Here is a 14,864-nt window from a genome sequence, read left to right on the forward strand (position 1 = left end):
TTGAGTGGAAAGACTCACCGCGTCGTATGGACTAGGCTGGAGCCCCCCACGGAGTCCTCCATGAGTCAGAGAGAGCGGGCCATCGCCCTGGGAGCCGCCATCCGCGCGGCTCGGGAGAGCGCGGGCCTGACGCAGGACGAGGTTGCTCGCCAGGTCGACCTGCCCCCCATGACGTACGGCAGCATCGAGCGCGGCCGGCTGCTGCCGAGCGTCGCCACGCTGACGAGACTGTGCGTCGTGCTGAAGATCGACCCGGACAATCTTCCCGACCTGCAGGACGTGCGCGACTAGACTGGGCCCATGGCCTCCATCCACTTCCTCGGTGCCGCGGGCACCGTCACCGGCTCGAAGTTCCTGCTGGAGCACGAGGGCCGGCGCGTGCTCGTCGACTGCGGACTCTTCCAGGGCAAGAAGGAGCTGCGGCAGCGCAACTGGGAGCCCCTGCCCGTTCCCGCCTCGAGCCTTGACGCGATCATCCTGACGCACGCGCACATCGACCACACGGGCGGGCTGCCCCGCGTGGTGCGGGAGGGCTACGACGGCCCGGTCTACTGCACGCCGGGGACGCGGGATCTGTCGGCGCTGCTGCTGCCGGACTCGGCGCACCTGCAGGAGGAGGAGGCGCGCTACGCGAACAAGGAGCGCTACTCCCGGCACCACCCGGCGCTGCCCCTGTACGGGGTGGTTGATGCCGAGCGCACGGTGAGGCTGATGGAGACGTTCGGCTACGAGCGGCCCAAGCAGATCCTCCCGGGCATCACCCTCACCTTCTACCGGGCGGGCCACATCCTGGGCTCGGCGGTGTGCGCCTTCGAGCTGAAGAGCACGGGGCAGCGCGTGGTGTTCAGCGGCGATCTGGGCCGCTACAACGCCCCCATCCTGAGGGATCCGGAGAGCGTGAGCGGCGCCACCACGCTGGTGGTGGAGAGCACCTACGGCGACCGGGAGCACGGCGAGAAGCGGCCGGAGGAGGCGCTGCGTGACGCCGTGAATCGGGCCGTCGAGCGCCGGGGCGTGGTGCTCATCCCCGCCTTCGCCATTGGACGGACCCAGGAGCTGCTGTACCACCTGCGCAACCTGGAGGAGGCGGGCCAGATCCCCGAGCTGGATGTGTTCGTGGACTCGCCGATGGCCTGCGACGCGACTCCCATCTACCTGGCGCACCCGGAGGAGCACGACCTGGTGATGACGGCCCTGGTGGAGCGCGGGAAGACGCCGCTGGCCACACGGCGCACGCGGTTCGTCACCTCGCCGAACGAGAGCAAGCGGCTCAACATGTTCAATGGGCCGGGGATCATCATCTCGGCGTCGGGGATGGCCACGGGCGGGCGGGTGCTGCACCACATGAAGCACCGGCTGCCGGATGCGCGCAACACGATGCTCTTCGTGGGCTACCAGTCCGAGGGCACGCGAGGGCGGCGCCTGCTGGACGGGGAGAAGGAGCTCAAGATCCACGGGCAGATGATCCCGGTGGAGGCGGAGATCCGCGTGGTGAGCGGCTTCTCCGCGCACGCGGACTGGACGGAGACGCTGCGGTGGATGGAGGGCTTCGAGTCTCCTCCTCGGCAGACGCTGCTGGTGCACGGTGAGCCCTCGGCGCTCCAGGGGCTCAAGGATCGCGTGGAGTCCAAGGGCTGGAAGGCCACGGTGCCCCGGTACCTGGAGAAGGTAGAGCTCGCAGCGTAGCGCCGGATTCAACGGTACGAGGTCCCTCTCCTGCCCGCCCCTCGGGCACGGAGGGGGCTCGTTGCCGCGCGTCTGCACGAGCACGAACCTCCTGGAGACACCCTGGCCAGGAGCGGCCAGGCGTGCGCACGAGCACGGGGCTGGCTGCATGCCCCTCGGGGAGGCCGCGATGGGAGACAGACGCGACGATGAGAGGCGATTCAGGGGTGAACGTCGGGATCCGGAGACAGAGCGACGGATCGAGCGCCTGGCAGATCGCTACCGGGGTTCGGATGAGCGCGGCTACGGAGGGGGCGAGCGTCTGGGGCGCGACTGGGAGCCAGGAGAGGAGCGCTTCGATCGCGGGGAGCGCGGCCTCCGGGACATGCCGATGGATCACGGCGAGCTCAGACTGCGCAATCCAGGGCGTGACCGGGATGTGCGCCGCTACGCCGATCTGGATCGCGATCGCCAGCCAGGTCGCGGCTCCGGTGCAGTGAGGCACCCCGGTGGGCACTCCGACCTCGTCGGGCTGCATGACCTGGACGACATGTCGAAGCTTCGGGAGCACTTTCGCGCGCGCCACCCGCAGGACGAGGTGCCGCGCTACGGCCATGGCCCAGGCGTTGAGAACATGGATCGCCACCGCCCACCGCGTCCCATGGGGCGGGGGCCCAAGAACTATCAGCGCGCGGATGATCGCATTCGAGAGGACCTCTGCGACCGGCTGATGATGAGCTGGATGGACGCCGAGAACGTCGAGGTCCTGGTCGTCGCGGGCGAGGTGACCCTCGAGGGGACAGTGAAGACCCGGGACGAGAAGCGCGCCATCGAGGCGCTCGCCGAGTCCGTGCTCGGGGTGAAGGACATCCACAACGCGCTACGAGTGGAGCGCGGGGGGCCGGTGCGCACCGAGGCGCGGCCAGGACAGGAGCAGCGGGCGAAGGACGCCGAGCCGACACCGGGGCAGCAGCCTGGGGACACGCCGCTGCACTCGTGACACGGGAGGGGGCAGCAGCGGCGCCTCGGCCGTCTCGAGGCGCTGCGCTGACACCTCTGGGGTGCCGTTTCAGATCCACGAGGAGAGCTCAAACATGACGAATCGATATGGCGATGAGGACGAGCCCGGACGCTGGCAGGGAGCGGAGCGCGGCGACCGTGGGCGGAGACTGGATGAAGGAGAAGTGGGCAAGCCCGACAGGCCGCGGAGGCGCGGCAGGGAGCCGGAGTTTGGGGTGCGCCCGGGCGGTGGCTACGGCATGGGAGGGGTCGAGCGCGGCTACAACCAGGGTGGCTACGGCGGACTGGGGAGCTACGAGCAGGGCTACACGCCTGGCAGCTACGATCGCAAGCTGGGGGCGACCGAACGCTACGACAGAGATGAGGACGAGGAGTACGACGGCCGTCTTTCAGAAGAGAGCTCCGAGGCCCGGCCCGTGTCGTTCGGCCGGGAGCCGTGGGGCGACGAGTGGATGAGCTTCGAGAGCCCGAGCAGGAGGGAGAACCTCCGTGGCGGTCACATGGAGTGGACGGCGAGAGCGCAAGGCCCGGGCAAGGCCCCCAAGGGCTACACGCGCTCGGACGAGCGCATCCGCGAGGACATCTGCGAGCGGCTGATGACCAGTCCTTACGATGCCAGCGACGTCGAGATCACCGTGTCCCGAGGTGAGGTGACGTTGACGGGGACGGTGCACAGCCGGGCTGACAAGTGGGGTATCGAGGACGTAGCGGAGGCCATCCTGGGCGTCCAGGACGTGCACAACCAGATCCGGATGAACCGGGGTGAGGCGCAGACGTCCGGCACCATCCTCGGGGGTGACACGGGCCACGTCCACTCGTGAGCCAAGCCCAGGGCACCGTCCGGACGGGCGGCGCCCTCCCCCTCCCGCTTCTCAGGCGGGAGGGTTGGACGGGGGGGAGGGCGCCACGCTGATGACCACCGACTTGGAGGTGGGCGTGCGGCTCTTCTCCGCGTAGCTATCGAGGGGCACCAGCACGTTGGTCTCGGGGAAGTACGTCGCCGCGCACCGGCGGGGGATCCGGTAGGGCACCACCACGAAGCGGCGCGCCACTCGCTTCTCTCCGCGGAAGTGGCTCGTCAGGTCCACCACCTGTCCCTCGGAGAGCCCCAGCTCACGCACGTCCTCCGGGTTCATCATCACCACCCGCCGCCCGTTGTGGATGCCGCGGTACCGATCGTCCAGCCCGTACAGCGTGGTGTTGTACTGGTCATGGCTGCGGATCGTCATCATCAAGAGCTGGCCGGGGCCCAGCTCGATCCTGGGAAGCGGGTGCACCGTGAAGCGTGCCTTGCCATCCGGCGTGGTGAAGCGCCCCTCGCGCGGCCCATTGGGCAGGTAGAAGCCCCCCGGCTCGCGCACCCGCTGGTTGAAGTCCTGGAAGCCTGGGACGACGCGGGAGATTCGCTCGCGGGTGCGATCGTAGTCCTCGACCAGCCCCTGCCAGTCCACGCGGCTGCGCTTCCCGAGCACCGCCCGCGCCAGCCCCGCGACAATGTCCGGCTCGCTGCGCAGGTGCTCAGAGGCAGGCTCCAGCGCGCCACGCGAGGTGTGCACCACGCCCATCGAGTTCTCCACCGTGACGAACTGCACCCCGGCCTTGCGCACATCCCGCTCGGTGCGCCCCAGGCACGGCAGGATGAGGGCGCGGCGACCGTGGACCAAGTGCCCCCGGTTGAGCTTGGTGGACACGTGCGCGGTGAGGCGAGTGCGGCGCAGGGCCTCGGCGGTGAGCTCGGTGTCCGGCGTGGCCGAGAGGAAGTTCCCCCCCAGCGCGAAGAGCACCTTCACCTTCCCCTCGTGCATGGAATGAATGGTGGCCACCGTGTCCAGGCCAGGGCTGCGGGGAGGCTCGAAGGAGAACTCGCGCTTCAGCGCCTCCAGGAACGCGGTGCTGGGCTTCTCCACGATGCCCATGGTCCGATCACCCTGGACGTTGCTGTGGCCCCGCACCGGGCAAAGCCCCGCGCCCGGCTTGCCGATGCTGCCGCGCAGCAGCGTCAGGTTCGCGATCTCCTGGATGTTCGCCACCGCGTTCTGGTGCTGGGTGAGCCCCATGGCCCAGCAGAAGATCGTCCGGTCCGAGCTTGCCAGGATCTCCGCCGCGGCACGGATCTGCTCCTGCGGCACGCCGCTCTGCTCCACCACCTCGTCCCACGAGACAGCGCGCAGCGCCGCCACATAGGCCTCGAAGCCTGTCGTCCGCTGCCGGATGAAGTCCTTGGCCACCACCTGCCCGGGGCGCCGCGCCTCCTCGTCCAGCAGCGCCTTGCCCAGCCCCTTCAGCAGCGCCACATCCCCATTGATGCGCACGGGGAGCCACAGGCGGTTGATGGCAGTGCCACGGCCGATGAGCTGGATCAGCTCCTGCGGGTGCTTGAAGCGGTTGAGGCCCGTCTCCGGCAGCGGGTTGATGCTGACGATCTGGCACCCACGGCGCGCAGCGGCCTGCAGGGAGGTGAGCATCCGCGGGTGGTTGGTGCCCGGGTTCTGGCCGATGACGAAGATGGCCTCGGCCTTGTCGAAGTCCTCGAGCGTCACCGTGCCCTTGCCGATGCCGATGACCTCATTGAGCGCGGTGCCGCTCGACTCGTGGCACAGATCGGCACAGTCCGGCAGGTTGTTGGTGCCGAACTGCCGCACGAAGAGCTGATAGAGGAACGCCGCCTCGTTGCTCGTGCGGCCGGAGGTGTAGAAGCACGCCTCGTCCGGCGAGCCGAGCGCGTTCAGCTCCTCGGCCACGAGCGCGAGCGCGTCGTCCCACGAGATCGGCTCATAGTGGGTGGCCCCCTCGCGCAACACCATGGGGTGCGTCAGACGGCCCTGCTTGCCGAGCCACAGGTCCGACTGCGCCGCCAGCTCCGCCACGCTGTACTGGCGGAAGAACTCGGGAGTCACACGGGCCTTCGTCCCCTCCTCCGCCACCGCCTTGGCGCCGTTCTCACAGAACTCGGCCACGGAGCGGTGGGTGTCGGGATCCGGCCAGGCACAGCCGGGGCAGTCGAAGCCGTCCTGCTGGTTCAGCTTGAGCAGGGCCTGGGTGCCGCGAATCGGCCCCATCTCTCCCCAGACGTGCTGAAGCGAGGAGATCACCGCAGGCACGCCACCGGCCACCTCCTGGACGGGACCCACGTCTGGCGCCTTTGGCTCCAGCGGAGGCTGCGCACTCGGGAGTGCGCTCACGAGCGGGCCCGGAGAACGAGGGGTTTCCTCAGGCGCTGCCTGCTCGTTGCTCCTTGCGTCCGCCATGCCTGCCGCTCCTCTGAACCCGCTGCCTGCACAACCGGCAGCCTGCTACCCTCCATTCTAGTCGACCTTCCCGCGACCTCCTCCGCCTGCTTAGCCACTCAGATCTGGCAGTGCCCCACCCAGAGGGCGGCTCAGCACTCGGCGCCGCCCTCGTCCTCGATGACGACCATCAGGCCCGCCTGCTCGAAGTACAGGCCATGGAACTCGCCGTGGTTGCAGAACTCCGGCGTCGTCATCCGGAACCAGTGGTACGAGCCCGAGTGGTACTCCTCGCCCGTGCCCACCTCCGCCTCAATCGTCGGCACCAGCTCGTTCAAGTACTTCAGCGCCAAGTGCGTCTCCTCGTGATCCCGCTCGAGCCCCAGCTCCCACGGCAGGCTCACCGGATCCGACGCCCCCTGCTGATGGGCCGCCGCCAGCACCGCCCCCAGCGAGAGCGCCTCCTCCGAGGCCCCGATCTGGAACACTCGCACCGTGACTTGTCCCTCTGCCGCCGCGAGCACTGCCGCACTCACCGGAACCTCCTGCAGCGTCACTCCCCCCAGCGCCTGGGTGCGCTTCTTCACCTGTCGCTGCTCTGTAGGTGTCGGTGCGTCTCCTTCGATGGGCTTGCTACAACCTACGCTCAACATCCCCACCAGAGAGAGGGTCAGCAGCGGAAGGCGCTTCATCCATGGCTCCTGTCTTCGCGGGGTTCCAATCCCCGGAACTGGATGATTCGACCATAGCCGAATTTTACAGGCCAATCAATATTTGACCGGATTCCAAGTAGGACAAGTAAAACATGCCTACCCTGATAAAATGGGTGTGTAGATGGTGGGCTGGACGAGCTGGAGCTGCTGCGTCACGGAGCCCAGGCTCTCGGCATGGCCGACGAAGAGGTACCCCGGGTTCGAGAGGCGGCGGACGAGCCGCTCCACGGCCCGAGCCTTGGAAGCCGCGTCGAAGTAGATGAAGACGTTGCGGCAGAAGAGGAGATCGAAGCGGCCCCCCACGGGCAAGCTCTCCTCGTTGAGGTTCACGCGCTGGAAGTGGACCAGGGGGCGCAGCTCGGGGCCAGCCTTCATCCAGCCTTCCTGGCTCCCGGTGCCGCGCAGCATGAAGGCCTTGAGGTAGCGCGTGGGGATCTCCTCCGAGCGCTCCATCGGCCAGAGCGTCTGCCTGGCGCGCTCGAGGATCCGCGTGGACAGATCCGTGGCGAGGATCTCGATCACCCAGCCCTCCTCCGGCGGCAGGTGGAAGCGCAGCACCATGGCCAGCGAGAAGGCCTCCTCCCCCGACGAGCACGCCGCACTCCAGACGCGCACGTGCTTGCCGCCCCCATCCGTGCCCCCCTGCGCGAGCCACCGGGGCAGCACGTCGCGCTCGAGGAAGTCGAAGTGCCGCGGCTCGCGGAAGAAGCGCGTCTCGTGCGTGCAGATGGCCTCCACCAGCCGCGCCCGCTCCACCACATCCTCCTCCACCTGGCGCAGGTAGGCGCTGAAGGAGGGCATCCCCAGCTCGCGCAGCCGGCGCGACAGCCGTCCTACCAGCAGCGCCTTCTTGTGCGGCCCCAGGTAGATGCCCGCCTCACGGTAGATGAGCCGCCGGTAGCCGTAGAAGACACGGTCCGGCAGGTCCGGCATGCCCACGGGGACATCCGGATCGGACGAGAGAGGACTCGAGACGGCCTCCGGGCTCATGAGACCGCGCGCTCGGGAGCCACGCCGCTGGCGGCCCGGAGATCCTGGCTGCTCAACACCCGGTCGATGTCCAACAGGAGGATGAACTTCTTGCCGGCCTTCCCCATCCCGGCCAGGTAGTCGGCATGGACAGGAGTCCCGAACGCCGGCGGCGGCTCCACGTCTCCAGGGCCGAGCTCCAGCACCTGGCCCACGGCATCCGCCAGCATCCCCATCACCAGCTTCTCCCCCTGGTAGGCCACCTCCACCACCACGATGCAGCTGCGGCGGTTGATGGTGCTGGGCGGCAGGCCAAACTTCATGGCCAGATCAATGACGGGCAGGACGCTACCTCGCAGGTTCGTCACTCCACGGACCCAGGGAGGAGAGCCCGGCACACGCGTCACCGTGTCGTGCTCGATGATCTCCCGGACATGAAGGATGCTGGTGGCGTACTCCTCTCCGGCGATGAAGAAGCTCAGGTACTGGACGATGGTCTCAACCGCGGGCTGGCTCATGGCGGTCTCCTAGAAGCGCTTGAACTCGCGATCCTCGGCGGGCAGTGAAGGCGTGCTTGCCTCACGCGCCGCCGGGAGCGGCCCCTGGCTGGCAGCCTTCAGGCCTTGCGCTGGAGCATGGACGACCCAGGGGCCGGGACTTGCCTGTCCACCCGCCCCTGGCTTACCTCCCGCGCCTCGGGGCACGGAAGGCAACGGCGTCCTCCCCTCCCCGTCTCCCACGCGGAAGAACGACACGAGCTGCTGCAGGGTGTCGGCCTGCGCCGACATCTCCTCGGCCGTGGCCGAGAGCTCCTCCGCCGCGGAGGCGTTTCGCTGCGTCACCTGATCCACCTGCAGCATCGCCCGGTTCACCTGCCTCACGCCCGACGCCTGCTCCCCGCTGGCCGCCACCACCTCCTGCACCAGCTGCGCCGTCTTCTGGATGGACGGCACCAGCTCGCCCAGCAGCACCCCTGACCGCTCCGCAACCTTCACGCTCTTGCCCGCCAGCTCGCTGATCTCCTGGGCTGCCGCGCGGCTACGCTCGGCCAGCTTGCGCACCTCCGTGGCCACCACCGCGAAGCCCTTGCCATGCTCTCCGGCTCGGGCCGCCTCGATCGCCGCGTTCAGCGCCAGCAGGTTCGTCTGGTACGCGATCTCCTCGATGATGTTGATCTTCTTGGCAATCGCGCTCATCGCCTCCACCGTCTGGGTGACGGCCTCTCCGCTCTCGCTGGCCTCCTTGGCGCCCTTGACGGCGATCTGCTCCATCTGCCGGCTGTGCTGGCTGTTCTGCTCGATGGTGGCGTTCATCTCCTCCAGGCTGGCCGTGGTCTCCTCCACGCTGCTGGCCTGCTCAGCGGTGCCCTGAGAGAGGCTCTGCGAGGAGGACGACACCTGCGCCGCCGCGGACGTCAGCGCCACCGCTCCCACCCTCACCTCGCCGATCACCTGCGCCAGCCGCTGGGCCATGCCGCGCATGGAAGCCAGCAACTGGCCCGTCTCGTCTTCCCTCGTCGCGTCGATGCGCACCGTCAGGTCCCCCTCGGCGATGCGATCGGCCACCGTGACCGCCTCCGCCAGCGGCCGCGAGATGCTCAAGGCGATGGACAGGCAGAGGATGAACCCCAGCAGGACCCCTGCCCCAATCAGCGTGACAATCAGGTCCCGAGCCGACGCATAGGTACTCGCTGCCACATCCGCCGCTCTGCGGCTGCTCTGGACATTGAACTCCATCAGGCCATCCTGCTTGGCGAGCATCCCGTCGAAGATCTTTGAGGACCGGCCGTTGACGAGAGCCTTGGCCTGCTCGTTCTCGTTCTTCCGGGACAGCTCCATGATCCGCTCATGGTCGGCGGCGAATTCGTACCAGTTCGCCACGAGCTCGTCGTAGAGGCGACGCTCCCCTGGGTCCGTGATGAGGGGATCGTACTTCTCGGCGTTCTTCCCCATCTTCGCCATCAAGGCCTCCATGGCGCGCTCGGCCTGCTTCTTCTGTTCCGGTTCCGTGGAGATGACGTGCTGCATCTCGGCGATCCGGTAGGACCTCACGTCGTTCAGGAACGAGTTGAAGAGGACGACCGCCTGCATCTCGTCGTCGACGATCCGCCGGGTCGCGTCATTCAGCGAGGACAGCTGCCGGAGCGCGAAGATCCCAATCCCCGTGGAGATGGCCAGCAGGATGAGGAAGGCGCTGAGGAGCTTGGTGAAGATCTTGAGGTTCTGGAACCAGGACATGGACATTCCACAGAGGAGCGCGGCTCAAGGAGCCGCGTGAGGGAGGGTTCGAAGGGCCTTCTCGAAAAGGGAGGGGATGTCGAGGATGAGGGCGACCCGGCCGGTGCCGAGGATCGCGGAGCCGGAGACACCGGAGACCTGCTGGAAGAACTTGCCGAGCGGCTTGACGACCGTCTGGCCCTGGCCGAGCAGCGTGTCCACGGCGAGGCCCGCCTGCCCCCGGCCCTGGCTGACCACCACCACGCTCTCACGCGCGGGGGGCTGCCCCTCCACCGCGAAGTGATCGCGCAAGCGCAGGAAGGGCAGCGGGTGGCCTCGCAGGTTGAGCACTCCGGCGCGCCCCGCGCTCTTCTCCGCGTCTGGCAGCTCCACGCACTCGAGCACACTCTCCAGGGGCAGGACGTAGGTCTCCTCCCCTACTCCTACCGAGAAGCCCTCGATGATGGAGAGCGTCAGCGGCAGGCGCATGTGGATGGTGGTGCCGGCCCCCGCCCGGGTGTCGATGGAGATGGAGCCGCGCAGGCTCTCGATGTTGCGCTTCACCACGTCCATGCCGATGCCCCGGCCTGACAGCTCGGTGACGCGCTCGGCGGTGGAGAAGCCCGGCGCGAAGATGAACTGGAAGAGCTCCGAGTCCTCCCGCTCCTCGCCCGGCCCCAGCAGCCCAAGGGCCAGCGCCCGAGCGTGGATGCGCTCCCGGTCCAGCCCCACGCCATCATCCTCCACCTCGACGACGATGCTGCCGGCGTCGCGGAAGGCCCGGAGCTTCAGCGTCCCGTAGTACTCCTTGCCGCGCTTCTTGCGGACGGAGGGGGCCTCGATGCCGTGGTCCACCGCGTTGCGCACCAGATGCATGAGCGGATCCCGGATGAGCTCCACGACGGTGGTGTCCACCTCCACGTCCTCGCCGCTCACCTCCAGCCGCACCAGCTTGCCCGAGGCCTCGCACAGATCGCGCAGCGTCCGTGCGAAGGGCTGGAAGGCACGCCCGATGGGCACCATCCGCGCCCGCAGCACCAGCTCCTGGAGATCCAGGTACAGCCGATCCGAGTCGCGGTGGGCCTCGAGCAGCTCCTGGGAAGCGTAGCGCTGCGGCTGCTCCAGCATGGAGGTCAGCCGCCCGCGCGCGATGGCGATCTCCCCGGTGAGATCCAGCATCCGATCCAGCCGATCCAGCCCCACCCGCAGCGTCCGCTCCGCCGTGGGGTGGGCCGCGGGCTCGGCCTGCCGCTCGGAGGAAGCGCCTTCCCGCTCGGGAGCCTCCTCGTGGGGGAGCTCCGCGCGCGCCGCCTCCTTCAGCCGACGCTGGAGCTCCGGCACGTCCGGCGCCTGGCCGCCCTCCGTCCCCGGTGTCACGATCAGCAGCCGGAGCATGTCGACGGCCTGGAGCAGCAGCGTCACCGTCTCGTGCGTCACCGGGCGGGCGTGCCGGGAGAGCCGCGCGATCAGATCCTCGACGGTATGGGCCACGTCGGAGGCCGCCGGGAAGCCCATCAACAGTGAGTTGCCCTTGAGTGTATGAATGGAGCGCTGGACGCCCTCGATCTGCCCGGGCTCCGACACCGCCTCCAGCGCGAGGAAGTCCCGCTCCAGGCCCGCGAGCAGCTCCGTGGCCTCGGTGCGGAACGCCGCGCGGACCTTGTCCATGTCCGTCTTCATCAGGTCCCCACGAAGCTGGCGACCTTCATCCGCAGCTCCATGGCCTCGAAGGGCTTGACGATGTAGTCGTTGCAACCGCTCGCGTAGCCGCGCTCGAGCGACTCCAGGCTGGAGCGCGTCGTCACCAGGATGATGGGGGTGGTGCGCGTGGCTTCCTCGGCACGCAGCCGGCGGCACACCTCGTAGCCATTCATCCCCGGCATCATCACATCCATGATGATGGCGTCCGGGCGCTCGGCGAGCGCGGCCTTCACCGCCTCCTCGCCGGTGGTGGCGCTGAGCAGCTCGTACGGGCCGTCCTGCAGGAGGATGCGCTCCATCAGCAGGACCGTGGGTGAGTCGTCGACCAACAGGATCTTCTTGCGTGTCGCCATGGGACTTCTCCTACAGCCTGCCGCCTGTCAGCCAGCTCTCAAGGTTTTGACCAGCGCCGTCCCATCGTCCGTGCGGAAGCGCAGCTTCCGGCCCGCGTTGCCCCCCAGGTCCTCCGCGATGATGGAGATCCCCACCTCTCCCAGCAGCCGCCGCGCGAGCGCCGCGTTGCGGTCGCCCAGCGGAGGCGCGGCGCCGGGCGGGCGGGGGCCGGCCATGTGGGCGCCCCCGAACACCTTTGCCCGTAGGTTCAGCCGGTGGCTGCCCAGCCGCTCCAGCTCCCTCACGAGCATGGGGATGGCCGCATCGCCATGGCGGCCGTTGGAGGGCTGCCCGGAGGGAGCGGTGGGGAGCAGGAAGTGGTTCATCCCTCCCTGGCGCAGCCGCTCGTCCCACAGGCACACGGAGACGCAGGAGCCCAGGATGGTCGTCACCTCGGTGGGGCGCACCGCGCTCACCACGCCCCCTGGCTCCAGGTAGAAGGTCCGAAGGGCGGACGGCTCGCCTCTGGGGGGCGCTGGAGCCGGGCCAGGCTGGATCAGGGCGCCCCGCCGCGGCCCCGAGAACGCCACGGCCCCCTGCGCGCGGAGCAGATCCAGCAGCTCGAGATCCTCGTCGGTCAGCCCCCGCTTCTGTGGGAGCATCCGGAAGAGCGCGAGCACGCCACGCACCTGCCTGCCCATCAAGAGCGGGATGCAGGCGGTCAGCCCCACCTCGTGGGCCCCCGCGCCCACGGAGCTGGTCCGGCCGATCACGTACGGCACGCCGTGCCGGGCCACCTGGCCGATGATGCCCTGCGGCACCGAGAGGGCCTCGAGCCGCTCCGCGGTGAGCCCCATGGCCGAAGCGGGAACGAAGTGCTCCCCATATGCGTCCACTTCCAGCAACACGTACTCCTCACAGCCCATCAGCTGGGAGACGATCTCCCCCACGACTTCCAACACCTCCCCGGGCCGGCTGTCCTTCAGACGCTGGAGGGCGGCAGTCACCCTCGGTCGAAGGACGGGGGCAGGTTTCGAGTCGGCCGACATCAGGGTCCCAGGAAGCTCTCGATCTTGGCCCTGAGCTCGTTGCCATCGAACGGCTTGGTCACGTAGTCGCTGCAACCGCTCTCGTAGCCTTTCTCGACGTGCTCGGGTCCGCCGCGCGTCGTCACCAGGATGATGGGGGTGGTGCGCGTGGCCTCCTCGGCGCGCAGCCGGCGGCACGCCTCGAAGCCATCCATCCCCGGCATCACCACATCCATGAGGATGAGCTCGGGGTGCTCGTTGAGCGCACGCTCCACTGCCTCCGCGCCGCTGCTGGCGCTGAGCAGCTCGTAGGGCCCGTCTTGAAGGAGCAGCTGCTCCATCAGGAGGACCGTGGGCGAGTCATCAACTAGGAGGATCTTCTTCGGAACGGACATAGCCCCTCGTCCAGCTGGGGAGTGTACCAGCCGGTAGAAATTATTTGTCCGGCACTGGACGCGCCCGCCTGCTGGCCCCCCCTCCCCAAGTCGGATCAGCCAAGCGTACTTGAATGCTTGGACAGCTTGGAGTTCGGCTAGTCTGCCCGCCCGCCTGGCAGTCATCCCTGACCCACGGAGTCCTTGCATGTCCCGTGTCATCCGCGCCCCCCGAGGCACCACCCTCACCTGTAAGGGCTGGGTCCAGGAAGCCGCGCTCCGGATGCTGATGAACAACCTGGATCCCGACGTGGCCGAGCGCCCCGAGGATCTCGTCGTCTACGGCGGCACCGGCAAGGCCGCTCGAGACTGGCCCTCGTTCGATGGGATCGTCGCGAGCCTGAAGGAGCTCACGGACGAGGAGACGCTGCTCGTCCAGTCCGGCAAGCCGGTGGGCATCCTCCGGACCCACCCGGACGCCCCGCGCGTGCTGCTGGCCAACTCCAACCTCGTGGGCCGCTGGGCCACCTGGGAGCACTTCCACGAGTTGGAGAAGAAGGGCCTGATGATGTACGGCCAGATGACGGCCGGCTCGTGGATCTACATCGGCACGCAGGGGATCCTCCAGGGCACCTACGAGACGTTCGCCCAGGCGGGCCGCACGCACTTCGGCTCGGCGGATCTGTCCGGACGGCTGGTGCTCTCGGGCGGGCTGGGCGGCATGGGCGGGGCGCAGCCGCTGGCGGCCACCATGTGCAACGCCGTGTTCCTGGGGGTGGACATCGATCCCGCCCGCGCCCAGCGCCGCGTGGAGACGCGCTACCTGGATGTAGTGGCCAGGGATCTGGACGAGGCCCTGGCGCTGGTAAAGGAGGCGCAGCAGAAGCGCGTGGGCCGCTCCATCGGCGTGATTGGCAACGCGGCCACGGTGTTCCGCGAGCTGTACCGGCGCGGCGTGAAGCCGGACCTGGTGACGGATCAGACGAGCGCGCATGATCCGCTCAACGGCTACATCCCCGCGGATCTGTCCCTGGAGGCAGCCGCGGAGCTGCGCCGGCGCGATCCGGAGGGCTACGTGCGCCGGGCCCGGGAGACCATGGCCACCCACGTGCAGGCGATGCTGGACTTCCAGAGCGCCGGGAGCCACGTGTTCGACTACGGCAACAACCTGCGCGGGCAGGCGCAGCTGGGTGGGAAGGAGAACGCCTTCGAGTTCCCGGGCTTCGTGCCCGCATACATCCGCCCCATGTTCTGCGAGGGGCTGGGGCCGTTCCGCTGGGTGGCGCTCTCCGGAGATCCAGAGGACATCCGCCGCACGGATCAGGCGGTGCTGGAGCTGTTCCCGGAGAAGGAGTCGCTGCGGCGGTGGATCACCATGGCGCAGCAGCGCGTGGCCTTCCAGGGGCTGCCGGCGCGCATCTGCTGGCTGGGCTACGGAGAGCGCGCCAAAGCAGGGCTGCTCTTCAACGAGCTGGTCCGCAAGGGCGAGGTGAAGGCCCCCATCGTCATCGGGCGCGATCACCTGGACTGCGGCTCGGTGGCCTCCCCTAACCGGGAGACGGAGGCGATGAAGGACGGCTCGGACGCGGTGGCGGACTGGCCCATCCTCAACGCGCTG

At 68.6% G+C, this 14,864-nt stretch carries 14 protein-coding genes; 5 read left to right on the plus strand and 9 right to left on the minus strand.

What is annotated here, in order from left to right; translation table 11 throughout:
* The first annotated feature begins 60 nt into the window (after positions 1-60).
* The 4 genes from VD972_RS18275 (at position 61) to VD972_RS18290 (ending at position 3,506) form a co-directional block, all read left to right on the plus strand.
* Positions 61-291: a helix-turn-helix transcriptional regulator gene (locus VD972_RS18275; protein WP_324988708.1), complete on the plus strand. Its 231-nt coding sequence runs from the start codon at positions 61-63 to the stop codon at positions 289-291.
* 9 nt (positions 292-300) lie between these two features.
* Positions 301-1,686, plus strand: coding sequence for an MBL fold metallo-hydrolase (locus VD972_RS18280; protein ID WP_324988710.1), 1,386 nt, complete (start codon positions 301-303; stop codon positions 1,684-1,686).
* Positions 1,687-1,855: 169 nt separating this feature from the next.
* Positions 1,856-2,665 (plus strand): BON domain-containing protein, encoded by an 810-nt coding sequence (locus VD972_RS18285; RefSeq protein ID WP_324988711.1) that lies wholly within the window; start codon positions 1,856-1,858, stop codon positions 2,663-2,665.
* 94 nt (positions 2,666-2,759) lie between these two features.
* The gene (locus VD972_RS18290) at positions 2,760-3,506 is read left to right on the plus strand and encodes a BON domain-containing protein (protein WP_324988712.1); all 747 of its coding nucleotides are present in this window, start codon (positions 2,760-2,762) and stop codon (positions 3,504-3,506) included.
* Positions 3,507-3,557: 51 nt separating this feature from the next.
* Here VD972_RS18290 and VD972_RS18295 read toward each other — a convergent pair whose 3' ends face one another.
* The 9 genes from VD972_RS18295 to VD972_RS18335 all read right to left on the minus strand — a co-directional run bounded on the left by VD972_RS18295 (position 3,558) and on the right by VD972_RS18335 (position 13,267).
* Entirely contained in the window at positions 3,558-5,933 is a 2,376-nt protein-coding gene (locus tag VD972_RS18295) for an FdhF/YdeP family oxidoreductase (RefSeq protein WP_324988714.1), read from the minus strand.
* Between the two features lie 131 nt (positions 5,934-6,064).
* The gene (locus VD972_RS18300; protein WP_324988716.1) at positions 6,065-6,604 is read right to left on the minus strand and encodes a hypothetical protein; all 540 of its coding nucleotides are present in this window, start codon (positions 6,602-6,604) and stop codon (positions 6,065-6,067) included.
* A gap of 117 nt (positions 6,605-6,721) precedes the next feature.
* Positions 6,722-7,615 carry a CheR family methyltransferase gene (locus VD972_RS18305; RefSeq protein ID WP_324988718.1) on the minus strand — a complete coding sequence of 298 codons (894 nt, stop codon included), beginning with the start codon at positions 7,613-7,615 and terminating at the stop codon, positions 6,722-6,724.
* A complete protein-coding gene (locus VD972_RS18310) occupies positions 7,612-8,112 on the minus strand; it encodes a chemotaxis protein CheW (protein WP_324988720.1) in 501 nt (166 codons plus the stop codon). Before VD972_RS18310 ends, VD972_RS18305 begins: the two co-directional genes overlap by 4 nt.
* 9 nt (positions 8,113-8,121) lie before the next feature.
* Positions 8,122-9,831 (minus strand): methyl-accepting chemotaxis protein, encoded by a 1,710-nt coding sequence (locus tag VD972_RS18315; protein ID WP_324988722.1) that lies wholly within the window; start codon positions 9,829-9,831, stop codon positions 8,122-8,124.
* A gap of 24 nt (positions 9,832-9,855) precedes the next feature.
* Positions 9,856-11,490: a chemotaxis protein CheA gene (locus tag VD972_RS18320; RefSeq protein ID WP_324988724.1), complete on the minus strand. Its 1,635-nt coding sequence runs from the start codon at positions 11,488-11,490 to the stop codon at positions 9,856-9,858.
* Complete coding sequence (locus VD972_RS18325) at positions 11,490-11,864, minus strand: response regulator (RefSeq protein WP_324988726.1); 375 nt, start codon at positions 11,862-11,864, stop codon at positions 11,490-11,492. The genes VD972_RS18320 and VD972_RS18325 overlap by 1 nt, the downstream gene beginning before the upstream one ends.
* A gap of 27 nt (positions 11,865-11,891) precedes the next feature.
* A complete protein-coding gene (locus tag VD972_RS18330; protein WP_324988728.1) occupies positions 11,892-12,851 on the minus strand; it encodes a GAF domain-containing protein in 960 nt (319 codons plus the stop codon).
* 41 nt (positions 12,852-12,892) lie between these two features.
* The gene (locus tag VD972_RS18335) at positions 12,893-13,267 is read right to left on the minus strand and encodes a response regulator (RefSeq protein WP_324988730.1); all 375 of its coding nucleotides are present in this window, start codon (positions 13,265-13,267) and stop codon (positions 12,893-12,895) included.
* A 187-nt stretch (positions 13,268-13,454) separates the two neighbouring features.
* Between VD972_RS18335 and hutU the strand changes: the two genes are divergently transcribed.
* The coding region (hutU, locus tag VD972_RS18340; protein WP_324988732.1) for a urocanate hydratase at positions 13,455-14,864 on the plus strand (1,410 nt) is incomplete at its 3' end.

It is taken from the genome of Hyalangium sp. (assembly GCF_035629615.1).
Classification (GTDB): Bacteria; Myxococcota; Myxococcia; order Myxococcales; family Myxococcaceae; genus Hyalangium.

Excerpts from the sequence above, each read along its gene's own strand:
- VD972_RS18285 (WP_324988711.1), top strand. The coding sequence starts at position 1,856 with ATGGGAGACAGACGCGACGATGAGAGGCGATTCAGGGGTGAACGTCGG.
- VD972_RS18275 (WP_324988708.1), top strand. The coding sequence starts at position 61 with ATGAGTCAGAGAGAGCGGGCCATCGCCCTGGGAGCCGCCATCCGCGCG.
- VD972_RS18325 (WP_324988726.1), bottom strand. The coding sequence starts at position 11,864 with ATGGCGACACGCAAGAAGATCCTGTTGGTCGACGACTCACCCACGGTC.
- VD972_RS18305 (WP_324988718.1), bottom strand. The coding sequence starts at position 7,615 with ATGAGCCCGGAGGCCGTCTCGAGTCCTCTCTCGTCCGATCCGGATGTC.
- VD972_RS18310 (WP_324988720.1), bottom strand. The coding sequence starts at position 8,112 with ATGAGCCAGCCCGCGGTTGAGACCATCGTCCAGTACCTGAGCTTCTTC.
- VD972_RS18335 (WP_324988730.1), bottom strand. The coding sequence starts at position 13,267 with ATGTCCGTTCCGAAGAAGATCCTCCTAGTTGATGACTCGCCCACGGTC.
- VD972_RS18320 (WP_324988724.1), bottom strand. The coding sequence starts at position 11,490 with ATGAAGACGGACATGGACAAGGTCCGCGCGGCGTTCCGCACCGAGGCC.
- VD972_RS18295 (WP_324988714.1), bottom strand. The coding sequence starts at position 5,933 with ATGGCGGACGCAAGGAGCAACGAGCAGGCAGCGCCTGAGGAAACCCCT.
- VD972_RS18315 (WP_324988722.1), bottom strand. The coding sequence starts at position 9,831 with ATGTCCTGGTTCCAGAACCTCAAGATCTTCACCAAGCTCCTCAGCGCC.
- VD972_RS18300 (WP_324988716.1), bottom strand. The coding sequence starts at position 6,604 with ATGAAGCGCCTTCCGCTGCTGACCCTCTCTCTGGTGGGGATGTTGAGC.
- VD972_RS18280 (WP_324988710.1), top strand. The coding sequence starts at position 301 with ATGGCCTCCATCCACTTCCTCGGTGCCGCGGGCACCGTCACCGGCTCG.
- VD972_RS18290 (WP_324988712.1), top strand. The coding sequence starts at position 2,760 with ATGACGAATCGATATGGCGATGAGGACGAGCCCGGACGCTGGCAGGGA.